Raw genomic sequence first — 19,748 nt, forward strand, 5'->3', positions numbered from 1 at the left:
AAATTTCCTACACTCCAGTGGCGCTCGTGTATTTTCGACACGCGGATCGTCTGGGTTGCTGTTCAATCGCTGTGCCTGGTGTTGCCGATGCTGCACATCGACGTGTCTTACAGGAGTTTTTATGCTTAAAGCGATCATCGTGGACGACCATCCGTTCATCCGCTCTGCCGTCAAAATGCTGTTGAAGCAGGAAAACTTCGAAGTCGTCGCCGAGGCGGATAACGGTGCCGACGCGGTCCAGCAGGCCCGCGAGCACAATCCAGACCTGATCATTCTCGACATCGCCATGCCCAAGCTCGATGGCCTCGAAGTGATCTCGCGAATCAGCGCACTGAACCTGCATTGCAAGATCCTCGTGCTGACCTCGCAGTCGGCGCAGTTCTATTCGATGCGCTGCATGAAAGCAGGGGCGGCGGGGTACATCTCCAAGACCAACGACCTGGACGAACTGGTCAAGGCGATCAAGGTGGTCATCGACGGCTATACCTTTTTTCCCAACCTGGCCAGCAGTTCGGTGCGTCGCAGCGATGCCCAGGCCACCGATCTGGAACTGATCCAGAGCCTGTCCGACCGTGAACTGACCATCCTCCAGCAGTTGGCCAAAGGCCTGAGCAACAAGGAAATCGGTGAAGCGATGCTGTTGAGCAACAAGACCGTCAGCACCTACAAGACGCGGCTGATCGAGAAACTCAACGTCAAGTCGGTGGTGTACCTCGCTGATTTTGCCAAGCGCAACAACCTGCTCTAGATGATGACTTTCTTCAGAAGCTGGGTGGCCGCTGTGCTGCTGTTCAGCGTGGTGGGGGTGGCACACGCGGCCCCGGCGGTGGCCCCGGACACGCTGAAAGTGCTCGGCCGCTCCGACGTCGGCGAATACGCGGTGTCGCTGGACGAACCGGACTGGCGCTGGCTGCGCCGCAAGGGCACGCTGTTGCTCGGCGACAGCAGCCCGGACTATTCGCCGTTCGCGATTACCGGTAACGGCAACGAATATGAGGGCATGAGCGCCGATTATGCACAGTTGATCGGGCAACTGCTGCGGGTCAACGTCGAGGTGCGGCGCTATGCGTCGCGTGGCGATCTGTTGGCAGCCTTGAAGAACGGCGAAATCGATCTGATCGGCACCGCCAACGGTTTCGAGGCCGCCGATCCGGAGCTGGCAATCTCCTTGCCGTACGCCGACGACAATCCGAGTCTGGTCACGCGCATCGACGAAAGCCACAACCTGCCGCAAGACCTCGCCGGCAAACGCGTGGCGATGCTCTATCACTATCTGCCACCGGCGACGGTCAAGGCGTTTTATCCCAAGGCCGATGTGCAGCTGTATCCGTCGACACTGGCCGCTATCGGTGCGGTGGCGTTCGGTCAGGCGGACGTCTATCTCGGCGATTTGCTCAGTTCCAATTACCTGATCAAGAAGAATTACCTCAACAACGTCCAGCTCAGCGATTTTTCGCGCATGGAGACTCAGCCGTTCAGCTTTGCGGTCAAGCGTGACAACGAACAGTTGTTGCGCGTGGTCGATGCCGCGCTGACGGTCATTCCCGTCGAGGAGCGCATGAGCATTCGCCGGCGCTGGAGCGTTGGCGGCGTGGCGATTCCGGGGCAGCATGTGCTGCATTTCAGTATCAAGGAGCAGCAGTGGCTGGACCGCCATCCGCGGATCAAAGTGGCGATCAACGAGAATTTCCTGCCGCTGACCTTCGTCGACGAGGCCGGCAAGTTTCGCGGCATCAGTGCCGATGTACTGGCCAAGATCAGCCTGCGCACCGGTCTGCAATTCGACATGCAGCGCGTCGATTCGGTGGCCGATCTGATCAGGCAAGTCAGCAGCGGCAAGGCCGACATGCTCGCGGCGTTCACGCCGAGCAGCGAGCGCGAAGGCGAGCTGCGTTTTACCCGCCCGTACCTGATCAACCCGTTCGTGCTGGTCAGCCGCCGCGATGGCGAACCGCAAACGCTCGATCAGATGGCCGGCGAGCGTCTGGCGCTGATCACCGGCAACGTTTTGCGTGAATACCTGGTCGAGCAGTTTCCGAATATTCAATTGGTGCCGGCCAACAATGCCGCGGATGCCATGGAAATGGTCGCCCAAGGCAAGGTCGACGGTGCGATCAACTCGCTGATCAGCGCGCGTTACATGATTTCGCGCCAGTACCGCGAGACCTTGCAGATATCCAGTACGGTCGGCACCCAACCGGCACGTATCGCCCTGGCGACCAATCGCGGCGCGCTCGAGTTGTACTCGATTCTCGACAAGGCACTGCTGAGCATCAGCCCCGAGGAAATGGACGAACTGACCAACCGCTGGCGCAGCGAAGTGGTGGTCGACGACAGTTATTGGCTGCGCAACCGCGGCATGATCATTCAAGGCTTCGTGATTGCCGGTGTGTTGCTGCTGGTGGCGTTTGGCTGGATCGCCTATCTGCGCCTGCTGATGCGCAAACGTCGTCAGGCGGAAATGGCCTTGAACGACCAGATGGAATTCATGCGTGTGCTGATCGACGGCACGCCGCACCCGATTTATGTGCGCGACCGTGAAGGCCGCCTGGTGATTTGCAACAGCGGTTACCTGCAAGTGTTTGGCACCGAGCGTGACGCGGTGATCGGCAAAACCGTGATCCAGGGCGTACTGAGCGATGCACCGCAGGCTCAGGCCTATCACGACGATTACCTGCGCGTGATGGCCGACGGGCAGCCGAGCATCCAGGACCGCAGCCTGACCCTGGCCGACGGCAGACAGCTGACGATCTATCACTGGATGCTGCCGTACCGCGGCAGCGATGGTGTGGTCAACGGCATGATTGCCGGCTGGATCGACGTCAGCGAACGCCAGCATTTATTGCAGGAACTGCAGATCGCCAAGGACAGCGCCGACGACGCCAACCGCGCCAAGACCACGTTCCTCGCTTCAATGAGCCACGAAATCCGCACGCCGATGAACGCCATCATCGGCATGCTTGAGCTGGCCATGAAAAAGGCCGATCAAGGCGTGACCGATCGTTTTGCCATCGAAGTGGCCTCGGGCGCCGCGCGCGGCTTGCTGGACTTGATCGGCGACATTCTCGACATCGCCCGCATCGAATCCGGGCGCCTGTCGCTGGCGCCGCAACGGGCCAACCTGCGCGAGCTGGTCGAATCGGTGGTGCGGATTTTCGAAGGGCTGGCGCGGCAGAAACAGCTGCGTCTGCAACTGGATGTGGACGCTTTGAGCAATGTCGACGTACTGATCGATCCGCTGCGTTTCAAGCAAGTGCTGTCGAACCTGCTGAGCAATGCGATCAAGTTCACCGACGCCGGCCAGGTGCAGTTGAGCCTGCAGGTCGATATCGACAGCGACGAACGCCTGAGCCTGTGCCTGCGGGTCAAGGACAGCGGTCGCGGCATTTCCGCTGAGGACCAGGCGCTGTTGTTCAGCCCGTTCGCCCAGGCCGGCAACCATGGCCAGTCGGCGCGCAGCGGTTCCGGGCTGGGCCTGGTGATCAGCCGTACCTTGTGCGAAATGATGGGCGGCAGCCTGGCCTTGTCCAGCGAACTGGGGCAGGGCACACAGATCGAAGTACGCCTGAATCTACCGACCCTTGAGCCGTTGGTGGCTGCGCCGGTCGAAGAACTCGAACCAGTGAACAGCCAGCACAGTCTGAACATTCTGGTGATCGACGATTACCCGGCCAACCGCTTGTTGCTTACGCAGCAACTGAATTATCTGGGCCATCGGGTCGTCGACGCGGAGGACGGTGCGCACGGCTTGCGCGCCTGGCGCAACCAGCTGTTTGACGTGGTCATCACCGATTGCAACATGCCGATCATGAACGGCTACCAACTGGCGCGCGCGATCCGTGATGAAGAAACGGCGCGCGGCCTGCCACGCAGTCTGGTGCTGGGCTTTACCGCCAACGCGCTGCCCGAGGAAAAGCAACGTTGTGCCGAAGCCGGGATGGACGATTGTCTGTTCAAACCGATCAGTCTCAAGGACCTCAATCTGCGTCTGGTCGGTATCGTTGCACAGCAGCCGCCAGCGACTGTGACGGCGGACAGCGAGCCGGCCCCGGATGACCTTGATCTGGGCAGCCTCGAGCAGTTGACGCGCGGTGACGAGGAATCGATCAAGAGCCTGTTGAGCGATCTGGCCACCAGCAACGCGCAGGACATGGCCAAACTGCTGCGGCTGTTCAGCGAGCATGACGTGGCTGGGCTCTCCGACCTCGCGCATCGGGTCAAGGGCGGCGCGCGGATCATCAAGGCGCAATCGTTGATTCAGGCGTGTGAGGCGCTGGAGCGCGCCAGTGAAGGTTTGGACACGCAAGTGCTGACCGAGGCTGTCGATACCTTGCAGCAGGCGATGGAGCATTTGTCCGAGCAGTTGGACGAGCGTCTGGCGTAAACGAATTTTTTGCCCGTTTGCCTTCGATCTTGCGAATTTTCCTACATTCGCCACTTACGCTCTATCGCTAACGTGCAGGTGTCCCGGCGTCACGCCGGGCTCACTTGTTCAGTTAACGTTTGGAGTTGTTGATGACCCTTCCCCGTATGTCTTCCCGTGTACGCCTGGCCGTCAGTGGACTGGCCGTCGCGGCGGCGTTGAGCGCCTGTGCCAGCGCGCCGATCCCGGAGCAGCAGATCACACTGGCCAAGGATGCGGTCAACCGCGCAGTCTCGGCCGAGGCGACGCAATACGCGCCGCTGGAAATGAAATCGGCTCAGGACAAGATGTTCCAGATGGAACGCGCCCTCGGCGAGAAACAGTACCCGCAGGCCAGGCTGCTGGCCGAGCAGATCGAGGCCGATGCCAACCTCGCCGAGCGCAAATCCCGCGCGGTGAAATGGCAGAAACAATTGACCGACGCCCGCAGCGGCATCCAGGTGCTCAAGCAGGAAATGCTGCAAGACCCGGTCACCGGTTTCAATCCGCCCGCCACCGCTCAATAAGGACATGTCCATGTCGAATTACAAACTGTTGCCCGTCGCCGGCCTGTTCGCCCTGATGCTCGCCGGTTGCGCCACCCCGCCAGAAAATCCGCAGTTGTTGCAGGCGCGCGCGCAATTTTCCGCGCTGCAGAACAAGCCGGAATCCAACACCCTGGCGGCGATTGAAACCCAGTCGGCGTTCACCGCGCTGAACGCCGCCGATCAGGCCTCGCAGCAAGACCGCAAAGCGCCGCAGATCGATCAACTGGCGTACCTGGCCAGCCAGAAGATTGCCCTCGCCGAACAGACCATCGCTGGTCGCCAGGCGGAAGCCGGGCTGAAGAAAATCGATGCCGAGCGCACCCAGGTGCAACTCGATGTACGCACCCAGCAGTTGAAAGCGCTGCAAGCAATGAAAGCCAAACCGACCGAACGCGGCCAGGTCGTGACGTTTGGCGACGTGCTGTTCGACACCGGTAAAGCCGACTTGAAGTACGGCAGCCAGCGGCAGTTCCAGCAACTGGCCGACTTCCTCAACAACAACCTCGAGCGTAAGGTGCGGGTCGAAGGCTTCACCGATGACGTGGGCAGCGAACAGGCCAATCAGCTGCTGTCCGAGCGTCGCGCGGCGGCGGTGGCGACGGCTTTGACGCAACTGGGCGTCGATCGCCAGCGCATCCTGACCCAGGGTTATGGCGAAGAATATGCCGTTGCCGACAACGGCAGCGCGGCCGGGCGCCGGCACAATCGCCGGGTCGAGGTGATCGTCTCGAACGGTGCCGAGGCGGTGGGCCTGCGTCGCTGAGACAGCACGCGTGTAATGCAGTGAGTGTGTTTTGAGCAGGAAATTTCCTACAAAGATAAGGAAATTTCCTGCTCTTTTTTTCCTCCCCGATCTCTAAATTCGCTACCTCATTACTGAGGTACGCCCCATGAAAACTGTCTCTGCCAAACGCCATCCAGCACTGACCCTGTCGCCCCTGGCACTGGCGATCGTCATGTGTCTGTCAGTACAGGCGCAGGCCTTCACCCCTGTGGTCGAAAGGGGCGCGGTGGTCGATAGCGAAAGCGTTTCTGGCGGCGTGCAGAGCATTGGCGCACAAGGCACCGCCAACCACACCTTGATCGAAATCAGCGGTACTCAGGCAGTATTTTTGGGCGGCGTGTCGAACGATGCGAGGGTCATGGGCCGCCAAGCGTTGCAAAGCGGCACGTCGAATCGCTCGATCGTCAATGCCGGTGGCTCGCAACTGGTGTCGATCAATGGCACGGCCAACGACACGGTGTTGAACGGTGGTACGCAAACGGTGCAGACCACCAAGAGCGTCGCCAACCGCACGGTGATCAATCGCGATGCGGTGCAGACCGTGCAATTGTCCGGCCGCGCTGTGGACACATTGATCAATGACGGTGGCGTGCAAGTGTTGACCGATCTGGGTATCGCCGAAAATACCCGGGTGCTCAGCGGTGGTGAACAGCGTTTGACGGCGACCCGGTTCGGCGCTGCAGTTGCCTCCGATACCCTTATCGAGGGCGGTGTGCAAAGCGTCTACGACCTTGGCACGGCCAACAACAGTACCGTCAGCCAGGGCGGCCGTGTCGATTTGTACACGGGGGCACAGGCCAATGGCCTGGTAGCCGAGGCGGGCGGCACCGTCAACGTCATGGAGAACGGCGTGAAAACCGTGGATTCATTGCGCCTTGACGGCGGTCGTCTGGCCTTCGCGCCGAGCCTGGATGGCAGCTTCAAGACGTTTACGGTCAATGCGCTGTCCGGCAGCGGCAGCGTGTTGATGAACACCGACATCGCCAGTCAGCAGCACGATCTGCTGGTGGTGCAGGGCGCCGGTCAGGCCAACGGTGATCACACCTTGATCGTCGCTGACTCCGGGCATGAACCGGCCAATGCGGACGGGCGTTTGCTGCTGGTCGACACTCAGGGCGGCAGCGCGAAGTTCGGCCTGTACGGTGGGCATGTCGATGCCGGTGCGTTCCGTTACACCTTGCAGCAGCAAGGAGATGACTGGGTGCTGGCCAGCGCCGGGGCGGTCCCGCCAGAGTCGGTGACGCCGGTAGTGCCAGTAGCGCCTGTTACACCGCCAGATCCGCAAGCACCTGTTGATTCGGGCACTCCGGTAGTGCCGGTCACGCCGGTAAATCCGGTGACTCCCGCCGAACCGCTGAAACCGCTGGACCCGGTCACCCCATCAAGGCCGCTCGATCCGGCACCGGCGCACTTGTCCAAGGGCGCCAACGCGGCCATCGCCGCGCACACCGCCGGCGCCAGCTTGTGGGGCGCGCAAATGAACGCACTGGTCAAACGCCTCGGCGAATTGCGCATGGGCGAGGATGACGGCGGAATCTGGAGCCGGGCCATCGGCAAACGCCTGGAAGTCAGCGAACACTCCAGCCGTGCCTACGCCCAGGACATCAGCGGCGTGGAAATCGGCGCTGACAAGGCGTTCGCGGTGGACGGCGGCAAGCTGTATGTCGGTGGCATGTTCGGCACTGCCCGCGCCGACCTGGACTTTGGCGAAGGCGCCAGCGGCAACATCGAGAGCCGCATGCTCGGCGTCTATGCCACTTGGCTCAACGACAACGGTGTGTATGTCGACAGCGTGTTGAAGTACAGCCGTTTCGACAACGAGATCAAGACGCCGAGCAATCTCGGTCAGGCGGTGAAAGGTTCTTACAACAGCAACGGCATCGGCGTGAATGTTGAAGTCGGCAAGCGCATCAAATTGCCCGATGGCTGGTTCGTCGAGCCGCAAGCGCAACTGACGGCGACCCGCACCGAGGGCGCGAGCTACACCGCCAGCAACGGGTTGCGCGTCAAGACCGACGACCTCGACTCGCTGCAGAGCCGCGTCGGCGCGATGTTCGGCCGCAGCCTCACGCTGGGCAACGGCATGCAGGCCCAGCCGTACGCAAAAGCGTCGTACATCACCGAGCACAAAGGCCGCAGCAAGGTCAGCGTCAATGGCAACCGTTTCGATGCGGAACTGCCCGGTAACCGTGTGGAGCTGGGTTTCGGCGCCGTGTTGCAGCTCAGTGAGCGCAGCAAGCTCTCGCTGGATGCCGAGTACGCCAAGGGTGATGGCATCGAACAGCCGTTCGGCGTGAGTGTGGGTTATCGCTACCTCTGGTAGCGGCACGGCAACCACATCGGTCGCTGCCGATGTAGCGGATGGCTGAAAGGCCCTCGGAGTATTCCCGGTGTCTTTTCAGATTCGTCCTACATGTTCCGGCGACACTTTTGCCTAGTGTGGAGTTCTCGCGCTAGCGCGGTAATTTTCCTCTGACAGCTGATCTCAATGACCTACAAACGCTGGCGAATCCTGATTGCTGAAGAGCAGCCCGCGCTGCAGTTCAGAGTCGGCCAATGTCTCAAAGAGCTGGGCTACCGTGCGCCGACGCCGGTGCGCTCGTTCCGCGAACTGCTCGGCATGACCCATTACTCGTACGAGCCCTTCGAGCATTTCGATCTGCTGCTGATCAATGGCGAACTGCTGGCGGCCGCGGGTATCGATCCGGTGCGTTTTTTTGTCAGCAATTCGCAGATCCGCCACGGCGTGATCTACGACGCGCGACGCGGTCAGCCTTGCGCCGAATCGATTTACGCCAATCAGCGACGCCAGTTGAGCCTGATCCATACACCGGATCGCCAAACCCTCGTACCTCTGCTGGAGCAGCTCAATGGTCAAGCGATTTCCCGAGGTGTCCGAGATGTTCACTGACAAGCCGATGGCGGCCGTGCCCGAATTGCCACTGCGGGTTCTGGTGCTCGAAGATCATCCGTTCCAGCGTTCCGTCGCGGTCAACATGCTGCGCGGGCTAGGCTGCCGCGAGGTTTTCGAGGCGAGTGACGGCGCCCAGGCGCTGACGGTGCTCGACACGGTCGGCACCGTCGATGTCGCCGTGTGCGATTTGCAGATGGAGGGCATGGACGGTCTGGAGTTTCTGCAACGGGTCGGCGCTTCCGGTCAGGTCAGATCGGTGATCATCAGCAGTTCGTTGTCGGTGGACCTGCGCCGGGCCGTGCAGCAGATGGTGGCGCTGCTCGGCCTGGATCTGCTCGGCGATGTCGGTAAACCGCTGCATCAGCAGGTGCTCGCGGACCTCTTGCACACATTGCTCGACCGGCCTGTCGCGCCTGCGCCCGTTGCGGCTGAGCCGACGCTGGCGAGCGAATCCGCAGTGCGCCAGGCTCTGGCCAATCAGCAGTTGCAGGCCTGGTATCAACCCAAGTTCAACCTGCGCAGTGGTGAGATCTGTGGCGTTGAAGTGTTGTGTCGCTGGTCGCACCCGTCCCGCGGAATCCTGTCGCCGGCGCTGTTCATGCCGGTGCTTGAGCGCTGCGGCTTGCTCGACGAGTTGCTGTTCGCTCAGGTTGAACAGGCCTTGGCGGTGCAGCGCAGGGCCCGGGAGCAAGGCTTCGTGTTGAACATGGCGTTCAATCTGCAGGCGGTGCAACTGGCCAATGCCGAGTTGACGTCCAGCCTGAAAACCCTGCTGGCCGGGCAGGGTGCCTGCGGCGCGGGCCTGACCTTCGAACTGACCGAAAGCGGCCTGCTCGAGGCCCCGGCCACCAGTCTCGAGAGCCTGGTGCGCCTGCGCATGATGGGCTGTCGATTATCGATTGACGACTTCGGTGCCGGGTTTTCTTCCTTGCAGCGCTTGTGTCAGTTGCCCTTCAACGAAATCAAGCTCGATGCCGATTTCGTCCGCAACCTGGCCCATGAACCGCGTTGCCGGGCCGCCATCAGCAGCACCCTGGCACTGGGCGAAACCCTGGGCATGAGTGTGGTCATCGAAGGCATCGAAACCGACGCACAACGCCGCGAGCTGCTGGCACTGGGCTGCACACAGGGTCAGGGCTACTGGTACGCGCGACCCATGGCCGGCGCGGATTTGCTGACGTGGCTGCGACAACGCCAGACCCGGCCAGCCCCGGATGAATGACCGGTTTTTTAGGAAAAGTCCTACAGAGTGTTCCATGGGCTTTTGCGTAGTCTTGCCCCACCCAGAAACCCTGACAGCGGGAGAATGACCATGATCAACAAAGCCCTGCGAATCCTGATCGCCGATGCACAACATTTTCACCGGATGAAAATCGAGCGCCTGTTCAACAGCCTCGATTATTACCGTGTGGCCCCGGCGCAAAGTCTCGCCGAGCTGTTGACGCTGGTCGATTACGGCTGCGAGCCGTTCGATGCGGTGGTCATCAATGCCGATCTCGCGGCGGGTTCGTTCGACCTGCTGGGGTTTTTCCTCGATAACCCGCAGGTGCGTCAGGCGCTGATCTACAACGAGCGCACGGCGCCCTTGCAATCGGTTGCCGGTTTCGCTCAGGACAATGTGCAGATAAGTCCGCAGGCCCTGCCAGGCCTGCAGTCGATCAGGCAGTTGATGGCGCTGATCGATCCGCCCGTCAACCGGCGCGAGGCGTTGGTCCGGCAGCCGTTCGCGGCAGTGTACAGGGCAGCCCATGCATAAAAACACGATATGCACAACTGTCAGACCTGACAGGTGATTCGGTCGTCGTTTCATGCAACAGTCGCTGCGCAGCCATTGAGTCAGGATCCGCCCAAACCGTTGGCCTGTTCGTCAGACTTTGCATTGGGAGTGGCGATGAAGCCCGAAAGGTCAGCGCTGATCGTCGACGATCATCCGGTGGTACGCGCCGCCATCGCGATCGTGTTGCAAGCTGAGGGATTCAAAGTGATTTTCGAGGCCTCTCAGGGCAACGAGGTACTGAGCCTCATTCGTCAACATCGACCGCAACTGGTGGTCCTCGACATAAACTTGCCAGGACTTGGCGGGCTGGAGGTGCTGGCCCGGATCAGGGCCAATGACCTGCCTTGCCGCGTGCTGGTTTTCAGTACCCATGATCCGATGTTCTATCAGGAGCGCTGTCTGCGCGCCGGGGCAATGGCGTATGTGACCAAAACCAACCAGTTGCAGCAGCTGCACAAAGCCATTCAGGCACTGATGTCGGGGTATACCTATTTTGCCGCGCTCCCGGATTGCGCCAGTGTGCTGAACGCGGTGCAAACCACCGAAAAGGAAATGATCGACAAGCTCTCCAACCGTGAGCTCAGCATTCTCGAGCAATTGGGGCAGGGCAAGTCCAACAAGTCGATTGCCGAGGACATGCACCTGAGCCACAAGACCATCAGCACCTATAAAACCCGTCTGATGAAGAAACTCGGAGTCAAATCAGCGGTGCACTTGCGCGAATTCGCCAAGCGCAATCACGTCATCTGAGCACGCGACCATGCGCCAGGGAGGCTGGATCGTCGGGCTGTGGCTGAGCCTGACAACGCTGTGCGCGGCGAGTGAAACGCCCCAGGTGCTGGAAGTGCTGACCCGTACCGGCGTGGAAAATGTCCAGCTGCGCCTCGATGCGCAGGACCGGCAATGGCTGCGTCAGCATCCGCTGTTGCGCATGGGCATTTCCGGGCCGGATTACCCACCGTTCGAACTCACCCGCAACCAGCACGAACTTGAAGGGCTGACGGCTGATTACGCGGACCTGCTGGCTCAATTACTGGGCGTGCGTATCGAGGTTCGCCGGTTCGCCGACCGCGACGCGGTGATGGCCGCGCTCAAGCGCGGCGAGCTCGATCTGCTTGGTACCTCCAACAGCTTTGAGGTCGCCGATCCAGCCTTCGTCTTGTCTCGGCCCTACGCCGAAGATCAGCCGATGCTGATCACCCGGCTCGATGAGCAAATGCCGACGGATCTGGCCGGTAAACGCCTGGCGATGGTCGAAGACTATCTGCCACTGGCGACCGTACAAAGCTTTTATCCGCAGGCCCGTGTGCAGCGTTACCCGTCGGCGATGGATGCGCTCGGTGCGGTAGCATTCGGCGCGGATGATGTGTATCTGGGCGATTTCATCAGCGCCAACTACCTGATCAACACCAATTATCGCAATGACCTGCAACTGGCCGGGCCGTCGGGGCTGGACGCCAATACTTTCGGTTTCGCCATGCTGCGCAGCGATGCGCGTCTCAAACGCATCGTCGACCAGGCGCTGGCGGCCATTCCCATGGAGCGCCGGCAACGCATCGAACAGCGTTGGAGTGCCGGCCTGGCTGAAATGGCGGAGCAGTCGCGGGTGCAACTCAGTGCCAGCGAGCAGGCTTGGCTGGACCAGCACCCGGTCGTGCGAGTCGGTGCCATCGAGGATTTCGCGCCGCTGACGTTTTTCGATGCCGCAGGCCGTCTCAGCGGGTTGTCGGCGCAGTTGCTGAGCCTGATCAGTCAGCGCACCGGGCTCAACTTTCAGATCGTGCGCGGAACGTCGCTGGACCGTCAGATCGAACAGCTCAAGGCCGGCGAGCTGGACCTGTTGCCGGTAGTGACGCCGAGCAGCGAGCGCGAAGCCGAGCTGCAATTTACCCGGGCCTATTTGAACAATCCCTTCGTGCTGGTCGCTGCGAGCAGCACACAGGTGCCGCTGAATCTGGATGACCTGGCGGGCAAACGCCTGGCGATTTATCGCGGTCACCCGTTACGCAGTTATCTGTCGGCCCGCGCCCCGCAGCTACGGCTGGTCGAAACCGCGAGCCCGGCCGAAGGCATGGCGATGATCGCCAAGGGGCAGGTCGACATCACGGTGAGCTCGTTGGTGGTGGCGCGATTCCTGATTGCACGGCACTACCGTGACCGTCTGCGCATCAGCGGTACGGTAGGGGATCAGCCAGCGCGTATTGCAATGGCGACTGCGCCGCAGATGACGGCGTTGCATTCGATCATGAACAAGGCGCTGTTGAGCATCGCTCCGCAACAGATGGACGAACTGGTCGAGCGCTGGAGCCACGATGTGGTCGTCGATGACAGTTACTGGTTGCGCCATCGTCACGAGATTCTCCTCGGCTTTGCCGTGGCGGCACTCCTGCTGGCGCTGGCGCTGGGCTGGATCGTCTGGCAGCGCCGCCAGTTGCGCCGCCGCCAGCAATGGCTGCAGCAGCTGCAGGACGCCAAGGACGCCGCCGATGATGCCAATCGCGCCAAAACCACGTTTCTGGCGACCATGAGCCATGAAATCCGCACGCCGATGAACGCCTTGATCGGCATGCTCGAACTGGCCCTGAAACGCGCGGAGGAGGGCGTGACTGACCGTCTGGCGATTCAGGTGGCGTCCAACGCCGGGCAACAATTGCTGGCGCTGATCGGCGACATTCTCGATATTGCGCGGATCGAGACCGGGCATCTGTCGCTTGCGCCCGAACGCGCCAACCTGCGTGAACTGGTGGTCTCGGTGTCTCGAGTCTTCGAAGGGCTGGCACGCCAGAAACACTTGCTTTGGCAGCTGCAACTCGATACCGGCAGCGATGTCGACGTGCTGATCGACCCGACGCGCTTCAAACAGGTGTTGTCGAATCTGCTGAACAACGCCATCAAGTTCACCGCAGAAGGCGAAGTCAGCCTGCGTCTGGTGATCAGCGCCGCGACGGCCGACACGTTATCGGTAAAGGTGCTGATCGAGGACAGCGGCGTCGGGATCAGCACGGAGGATCGTCGACGGTTGTTCAGCCCGTTCGTACAGGCGAGCAATCATTCGCAAGCGGCGCGCAGTGGTTCCGGGCTGGGCCTGGTGATCAGCCGCAGCCTGTGCGAGATGATGGGTGGCACGTTGCAGCTCGACAGCGTGCCCGGTGAAGGCACTCAGGTTGAGGTCAGCCTCGACTTGCCCTTGTTGGCGACGCTGGCTCAAGTTTCGTCAGCCCCCGTAGCGCATATCGCGGTTGCACATTCGCTGGATGTGCTGGTAGTCGATGATCATCCGGTGAACCGTTTGCTGCTGTGCTGGCAGCTGAGTGAGCTGGGCCATCGCACGGTCGACACCGATAACGGTGACGACGCACTGCAGCGCTGGCGCACACAGGCATTCGACGTGGTGATTACCGATTGTAATATGCCGCGGCGCAACGGCTATCAACTGGCGCGGGCGATTCGTGAGGAAGAAATGTCGGCCGAGCGTACACCGTGTCTGCTGCTGGGCTTTACCGCCAACGCACAGGCCGAGGAACGCGCGCGCTGTCTGGCCGCCGGTATGGACGAATGCCTGTTCAAACCGATTCGCCTGGACGATCTGGCACAGGCCTTGGCTGCGGCCAGCCACTGCGAGATGCCGGCGAATTACCTCGCAACGACGGCGCTGGTAGAGATCGACTTGAGTACGCTTGAGCAAATGGCCGGCAATGACCGCGATTTGATCAAGCGCCTGCGCGAGGAAGTGTTGAACAGCTTGTGCGTGGATCGACAACGTCTGGTGGTGTTGCAGCATGATCGGGACCGCGCCGGGTTGCGCGAGCTGGCGCATCACATCAAGGGCGGTGCGCAAATGGTCGGCGCGGCGCGGGTAGTGGCGGCCTGTGTCGATCTGGAGCGTGCCTGTGCCGACGAACAAACGCCGCTGTCGAGGGTGGCCGACGCGTTGCGCGAGGCCATGGACGGACTTGCGCAACGATTACAGCCTGATAGCGGCGCTGCGATTTCGTGAGCACCAGCCGACTGGCGGTAACAGCACTGCGGGTTGCAGCTGGCGATGATTGTTCCTCAGGTAGAACGCTGAAGCCGGTTTTTGCCATCTAGTCCGATATTGGTTATGCGTTTAGGATCAATCCAATGCTTTTATCCAGATCGGAGACCCCATGAAAAACCTTATCGGTATCTACACCAGCCCGCGCGGCCATTGGGTCGGCGACGGGTTTCCGGTGCGTACGCTGTTTTCCTACGACAACCTGGGCCAACACATCAGCCCGTTTTTGCTGCTTGATCATGCCGGCCCGGCTGAGTTCACGCCGACCACTGAACAGCGCGGCGTGGGGCAGCATCCGCATCGTGGTTTCGAGACCGTGACGATCGTTTACGACGGCGAAGTGCAGCACCGCGATTCGACCGGCAGTGGCGGGGTGATCGGCCCCGGCGATGTGCAGTGGATGACCGCTGCGTCGGGGATTTTGCATGAGGAGTTTCACTCGGAAAACTTCGCCAGAACCGGCGGCAAACTGGAGATGGTCCAGCTCTGGGTCAATCTGCCGGCCAAGGACAAGATGGCCGCGCCGGGGTATCAGACGATTCTCGACAGTGATATTCCACGCATCGCGCTCAAGGACAATGCTGGCAGCCTGCGTTTGATTGCCGGCGAGTTTGAGGGCCACAAAGGGCCGTCGCGTACTTTTACGCCGATTGATGTGTGGGATTTGCGCTTGAACGCAGGCCGGTTGCTGACGCTTGACCTGCATGAGGGTCGCAATACCGCGTTGGTGGTGTTGAAAGGCTCGGTGCGGGTCAACGCTGGAGAGTCGGCGACTGTCGGGCAGTTGGTGTTGTTCGAGCGGGCGGGGCGGGCGGTGTCGCTTGAAGCGGGTGAGGATGCGGTGGTGTTGTTGCTCAGTGGCGAGCCGATTGATGAGCCGATTGTCGGGCATGGGCCGTTTGTGATGAATTCCGAGGCGGAGATTCATCAGGCGTTTGCTGATTTTCAGTCGGGGCGGTTTGGGCGGATGCAGGGTTGAGGCGGCGCTGAAGCTCTGTGGGAGCGAGCCTGCTCGCGAAGGCTTTCTTTCAGGCGCTGGTTTTTTGTTGTGGGTGTATATCCGTTGCTGCGGTAACGGCGGCTTAGGGTTCCGCCCTTACGGCGGGTCACCTTTTTCAAACGCCAAAAAGGTAACCGAAAAGGCTTGCTCCTACGTACGGCCCTCGCAGGCTCGGGTTCCTTCGCTCCGGGATCGATCCGGGCGCAGCGGCTACGGTTTGCTTCGCTGCACCTACGTCCGCTGTGTCTGGCTGCGCCAGACGGTCGCTGCGCTCCCACGCCCGGATCAATCCCTGCGCTCAGCCTTCCGATGTCGCCGGTGACGCAAGATCAAGATCAAGGGCACTCGAGCTAACGCTCATTGTTGAGTGGTTAGAAGCGGGTGGTTGGCTTTGGATTTGTGGTGGATTCGCCCCTCACCCCAGCCCTCTCCCCTTAGAGAGGGAGCCGATTTTGGTTGGTTTCGAAACTTGCGTACAACTCGGTATTTCAGGCCGGCGCACCTCGCCCAAACACCACGGTCAGTCCCCTCTCCCTCCGGGATAGGGCTAGGGTGAGGGGCTTTTGATTTTCAGGCGACTTCAAGCCTCACTCAGCCTCCCGACGTCGCCGCTGGACCAGGATCAAAACAGCGTCGAAATCATTTGCTCCTACACTGTGCCAATCTGTGCGATCTTCTCGCGATTGGCCTTCGTCGGAGTTGTTTGATGCTGTCTCTGCTGACCGAACATCCGCTGTTTAGCGCGTTTATCCTGATCCTGCTCGATCTCGGTCTGTGGCGTTTGATCAGTTCCCGTGGCAGTGAATGGAAGCTATTGGTGCGGGTGCTGATTTTTGCCTTGTTCAGCGTGTTGCTGTTCAACGAGGGGCTCAATCCAATGGAGCCGGCGCCGTGGGCCGAGAATGTGCCGTTGCATCTGGCGGCGACCGGGTTGCAGATCGGTTGGTGGCTGTTTGGCGCGCGGACGCTGACGGTGTTGATCGGTGCGTTGATGATGCAGCGGGTCGGGCATACCGGGCGGCTGTTGCAGGATCTGCTCGGGGCGGTGATTTTTCTGGTCGCGATCATTGCGGCGCTGGCCTATGTGCTCGATCTGCCCGTCAAAGGCGTGCTGGCGACCTCTGGTGCGTTGGCGATCATTGTCGGCCTGGCGTTGCAAAGCACGCTCAGCGACGTGTTCTCCGGGATCGTTCTCAACACCACCAAGCCTTATCAACTGGATGACTGGATTTCCATCGACGGCACCGAGGGCCGGGTGACCGATATCGATTGGCGCGCCACGCGTCTGCAAACCAGTCAGGGCAGCATGGCGGTGATTCCCAACTCGCTGGCGGCCAAGGCCAAGATCATCAACTTCAGCCGGCCGAGCAATATGTTTGGCGTCGCGGTCAGCGTGCAGGTCAGCCCGCATGCGCGGCCCAGTGCGGTGATCGAGGCGCTGGAGCGGGCGATGCAGGGCTGTCGGCAATTGCTCGACACGCCAGCGCCGAGCGTCGCACTGAAAAGTTCTGCCAGCGCCGGCGCGGAGTACGAGATCAGCGGTTTCGTCGCGTCGATGGGCGAGAAGCGTGTCGTGCGCAATCAACTGTTCGACCTGGCATACCGGCATTTGCAGGCGTCTGGGGTCAATCTGCTGTCGAGTAATGAAACCAGCATCGCGCCGCACTTGTCGCGGCAGCGGGCGTTGCTCGACAGTTCGCCGATCTTCTCGACCCTGCGCGAGGAAGAAAAGGACACCTTCAGCCAGAACATGAGCCTGCAGACCTTCCGCGCCGGCGAGATCATTCTGGCGGGCGGGGAGGTCAGCGATCATTTGTTCATTATCGAGTCCGGCGTGGTCTCGGTGACCTTGAAGCGCAACGGCAGCACGTTCGAGTCGGGGCGCATGGGCCCGGGCGAGGTGATCGGCGAAGCGGGGATCCTGTCTGACACTGCGCTGCCGGCAGACTTCTCGGCGAAGACGTTCTGCGCCTTGTACCGCATCGAAAAGTCTTATCTGAAACCGTGTCTGGACGCGCGCCACGATATTCATGACGCGATGCAGGCCTTGCTCGATTACCGCCTGCACAAGGCGCAAGCGCTGACCGAGGAGACGCCGGTGGTCGCGCCCAAACGCGGTTTTTTGCAATGGCTGCGCAATCGCGCCTGAGGTCACTCGCCTTATCGAATGCAACCTGCGCGCCGCTCAAGGGGTCACTATTGGCATACCCATTGGCCGGAGTTGCAGACGATGAAAAACCTGCGGATCGCCACCTTCAACGTCAACGGCATGCGCGCGCGGCTGCCGAATCTGCTGGAATGGCTCAAGCGCGAGCAACCGGACATCGTCTGCCTGCAAGAGCTGAAATCGGTGGACAGCGCATTTCCTGCCGCCGAGCTGGAAGCGGCCGGTTACGGCGCGATCTGGCAGGGTCAGGCGTCGTGGAACGGTGTGGCGATTCTGGCGCGCGATGCGCAACCGCTGGAGAGTCGGCGCGGGCTGCCGGGCGACCCCGATGATACCCACAGCCGCTACATTGAGGCGGCGGTGCATGGCGTGCTGGTCGGCTGCCTGTATCTGCCCAACGGCAACCCGCAACCGGGGCCGAAATTCGATTACAAGCTGGCATGGTTCGAACGGCTGATCACTTACGCGAAGGATCTGCAAAGCAGCGATCACCCGGTGGTGCTGGCCGGCGATTACAACGTCGTGCCCACCGACATGGACATCTACAACACCCGCTCATGGCTCAAGGATGCCTTGCTGCAACCCGAGAGCCGCGCGTGTTATCAACGCCTGCTTGATCAAGGCTGGACCGATTCGCTGCGTCATCAGTATCCCGAGGAACGCATTTATACGTTCTGGGATTACTTTCGCCAGCATTGGCAAACCAACTCGGGCCTGCGCATCGATCATCTGCTGCTCAACCCGGCGCTGAGTCCGTATCTGCATGACGCCGGGGTAGACGCCTGGGTGCGTAACGAGCCGCACGCCAGCGACCATGCGCCCACGTGGATTCGTATTGGCTCGCGCAAGAAACGCTGATGGCGATTGGCGAAATCAATTGTCGAAAAGTGCGTTCGATCCGTATACATGGCGAGCAGCAACGCAGTGAACTGCGGCCTCCCTGCCTAAGGATCGAGCAATGAGCGCGCCACGCCTGAACAATCTGAAGCTTTACCTGCGACGCCTGGGTTTCGCTGCGCCGCCACCCGCGACGCTGGATACGCTGCGTCAGTTGCAGCTACGCCATACCGGGGTTTTTCCTTTCGAGAATCTGGCGACCATCACCGGCGCGCCGGTGTTGATCGATCTGCCGTCCATTGAAGAGAAAATCCTGCTCGGTGGTCGCGGTGGTTATTGCTACGAACTCAATCACTTGTTCTTCGCGCTGCTGTTGCAATTGGGCTTCGACGCACGGGCAATCAGCGGGCGTGTGGTGATGAATCAGCCGGAGGGCAGCTGGACGGCGCGCACTCATCGCTTGAGCCTGATCACGATGGATAAGGTGCGCTTCATCACCGATGTGGGGTTCGGCGGCATGGTGCCCACCGCACCGTTGTTGCTCGATACCGAAGCCGAACAAGCGACCCCGCACGAACACTATCGTCTCGAACAACAGGCCGATGGCTACATGCTGCGTGCCAACGTGGCCGGCGAGTGGCGGCCAATGTACCTGTTCGACCTGCAACGTCAGGAGGACGTCGATTACACCGTCGGCAACTGGTACGTCTCGACGCATCCGGAATCACCGTTCACTCAGCGGCTGATGGTCGCCCGTACTGGCGATGGCTGGCGCAAGACGCTGAACAATGGCTCCTTCGCTATTCATCACATGGGCGCGGAGAGTGAGCGGCGCGAGGTGACCGAGATCGATGAGTTGCTCGACGTGCTGCGATGTGAATTTGGTCTACACGTCTCTGAGTTGCCGGGTATCCGCCAGGCGCTGGCACGGGTGATAGCGCCTGTCTCTGCCTAGGGCTTGGCGTCCGGCTCGAGCACGCGGCGGATTTCGCCGATAGCCGCCGAGAGCTTCCTTTCCAGGCTTTTAAGGTCGGTGGCCGTGATGCCTTTTTTGAATTGCCCGCTCAGGCCCGAATCATCAGGCTGCAGGCGGGTGGTTTCGAGCAGGGCGTGGCGCAGCGTATTGTTGATGACCGTCTGATAGCCGAACCCCTCATTCTCCGCGGCCGCACGCGCCGCTTCGATCACTGCGTCATCCAGCATGATGGTGATGCGCGTCTTGCCTTTATTGGGCGCCACGGCACCGCGTTTGCCAGTGGAAAAGTCATATTCGTCTTGCATGG

15 protein-coding genes are annotated in these 19,748 nt (G+C 60.9%); 14 read left to right on the plus strand and 1 reads right to left on the minus strand.

Annotated elements, in window-relative coordinates; translation table 11 throughout:
- The first annotated feature begins 121 nt into the window (after nucleotides 1–121).
- The 14 genes from ACGSLL_RS20050 (at nucleotide 122) to ACGSLL_RS20115 (ending at nucleotide 19,420) form a co-directional block, all read left to right on the plus strand.
- The gene (locus ACGSLL_RS20050) at nucleotides 122–748 is read left to right on the plus strand and encodes a response regulator transcription factor (protein WP_258449821.1); all 627 of its coding nucleotides are present in this window, start codon (nucleotides 122–124) and stop codon (nucleotides 746–748) included.
- Entirely contained in the window at nucleotides 749–4,384 is a 3,636-nt protein-coding gene (locus tag ACGSLL_RS20055; protein WP_394507667.1) for a transporter substrate-binding domain-containing protein, read from the plus strand.
- Between the two features lie 131 nt (nucleotides 4,385–4,515).
- Nucleotides 4,516–4,929 (plus strand): DUF4398 domain-containing protein, encoded by a 414-nt coding sequence (locus ACGSLL_RS20060; protein WP_332761545.1) that lies wholly within the window; start codon nucleotides 4,516–4,518, stop codon nucleotides 4,927–4,929.
- A gap of 10 nt (nucleotides 4,930–4,939) precedes the next feature.
- The gene (locus ACGSLL_RS20065; protein WP_394507668.1) at nucleotides 4,940–5,713 is read left to right on the plus strand and encodes an OmpA family protein; all 774 of its coding nucleotides are present in this window, start codon (nucleotides 4,940–4,942) and stop codon (nucleotides 5,711–5,713) included.
- 127 nt (nucleotides 5,714–5,840) lie between these two features.
- Nucleotides 5,841–8,057 (plus strand): autotransporter outer membrane beta-barrel domain-containing protein, encoded by a 2,217-nt coding sequence (locus tag ACGSLL_RS20070; protein WP_394507669.1) that lies wholly within the window; start codon nucleotides 5,841–5,843, stop codon nucleotides 8,055–8,057.
- A gap of 165 nt (nucleotides 8,058–8,222) precedes the next feature.
- Nucleotides 8,223–8,645, plus strand: a complete 423-nt coding sequence (locus ACGSLL_RS20075; protein ID WP_394507670.1) for a hypothetical protein — start codon at nucleotides 8,223–8,225, stop codon at nucleotides 8,643–8,645.
- Nucleotides 8,605–9,870, plus strand: coding sequence for an EAL domain-containing response regulator (locus ACGSLL_RS20080; protein WP_394507671.1), 1,266 nt, complete (start codon nucleotides 8,605–8,607; stop codon nucleotides 9,868–9,870). Before ACGSLL_RS20075 ends, ACGSLL_RS20080 begins: the two co-directional genes overlap by 41 nt.
- Before the next feature lie 90 nt (nucleotides 9,871–9,960).
- Nucleotides 9,961–10,404 carry a chemotaxis protein CheY gene (locus ACGSLL_RS20085; protein ID WP_394507672.1) on the plus strand — a complete coding sequence of 148 codons (444 nt, stop codon included), beginning with the start codon at nucleotides 9,961–9,963 and terminating at the stop codon, nucleotides 10,402–10,404.
- Nucleotides 10,405–10,539: 135 nt separating this feature from the next.
- Entirely contained in the window at nucleotides 10,540–11,175 is a 636-nt protein-coding gene (locus tag ACGSLL_RS20090; protein WP_394507673.1) for a response regulator, read from the plus strand.
- A 10-nt stretch (nucleotides 11,176–11,185) separates the two neighbouring features.
- On the plus strand, nucleotides 11,186–14,422 hold the full coding sequence (locus ACGSLL_RS20095) for a transporter substrate-binding domain-containing protein (protein WP_394507674.1): 3,237 nt from the start codon (nucleotides 11,186–11,188) through the stop codon (nucleotides 14,420–14,422).
- 151 nt (nucleotides 14,423–14,573) lie between these two features.
- Nucleotides 14,574–15,440: a pirin family protein gene (locus ACGSLL_RS20100; protein WP_394507675.1), complete on the plus strand. Its 867-nt coding sequence runs from the start codon at nucleotides 14,574–14,576 to the stop codon at nucleotides 15,438–15,440.
- Between the two features lie 727 nt (nucleotides 15,441–16,167).
- The gene (locus ACGSLL_RS20105; RefSeq protein WP_394507676.1) at nucleotides 16,168–17,610 is read left to right on the plus strand and encodes a mechanosensitive ion channel domain-containing protein; all 1,443 of its coding nucleotides are present in this window, start codon (nucleotides 16,168–16,170) and stop codon (nucleotides 17,608–17,610) included.
- An 81-nt stretch (nucleotides 17,611–17,691) separates the two neighbouring features.
- On the plus strand, nucleotides 17,692–18,486 hold the full coding sequence (gene xth / locus ACGSLL_RS20110) for an exodeoxyribonuclease III (RefSeq protein ID WP_394507677.1): 795 nt from the start codon (nucleotides 17,692–17,694) through the stop codon (nucleotides 18,484–18,486).
- Nucleotides 18,487–18,586: 100 nt separating this feature from the next.
- Nucleotides 18,587–19,420: an arylamine N-acetyltransferase family protein gene (locus ACGSLL_RS20115; RefSeq protein WP_394507678.1), complete on the plus strand. Its 834-nt coding sequence runs from the start codon at nucleotides 18,587–18,589 to the stop codon at nucleotides 19,418–19,420.
- Here the strand turns inward: ACGSLL_RS20115 and ACGSLL_RS20120 are convergent.
- Nucleotides 19,417–19,746 (minus strand): BrnA antitoxin family protein, encoded by a 330-nt coding sequence (locus tag ACGSLL_RS20120; protein WP_394507679.1) that lies wholly within the window; start codon nucleotides 19,744–19,746, stop codon nucleotides 19,417–19,419. The two genes, ACGSLL_RS20115 and ACGSLL_RS20120, sit on opposite strands and share 4 nt — an antisense overlap.
- Between the last annotated feature and the right edge of the window lie 2 nt (nucleotides 19,747–19,748).

This window comes from Pseudomonas retamae (assembly GCF_043496865.1).
GTDB classification, from domain to species: Bacteria; Pseudomonadota; Gammaproteobacteria; order Pseudomonadales; family Pseudomonadaceae; genus Aquipseudomonas; species Aquipseudomonas retamae.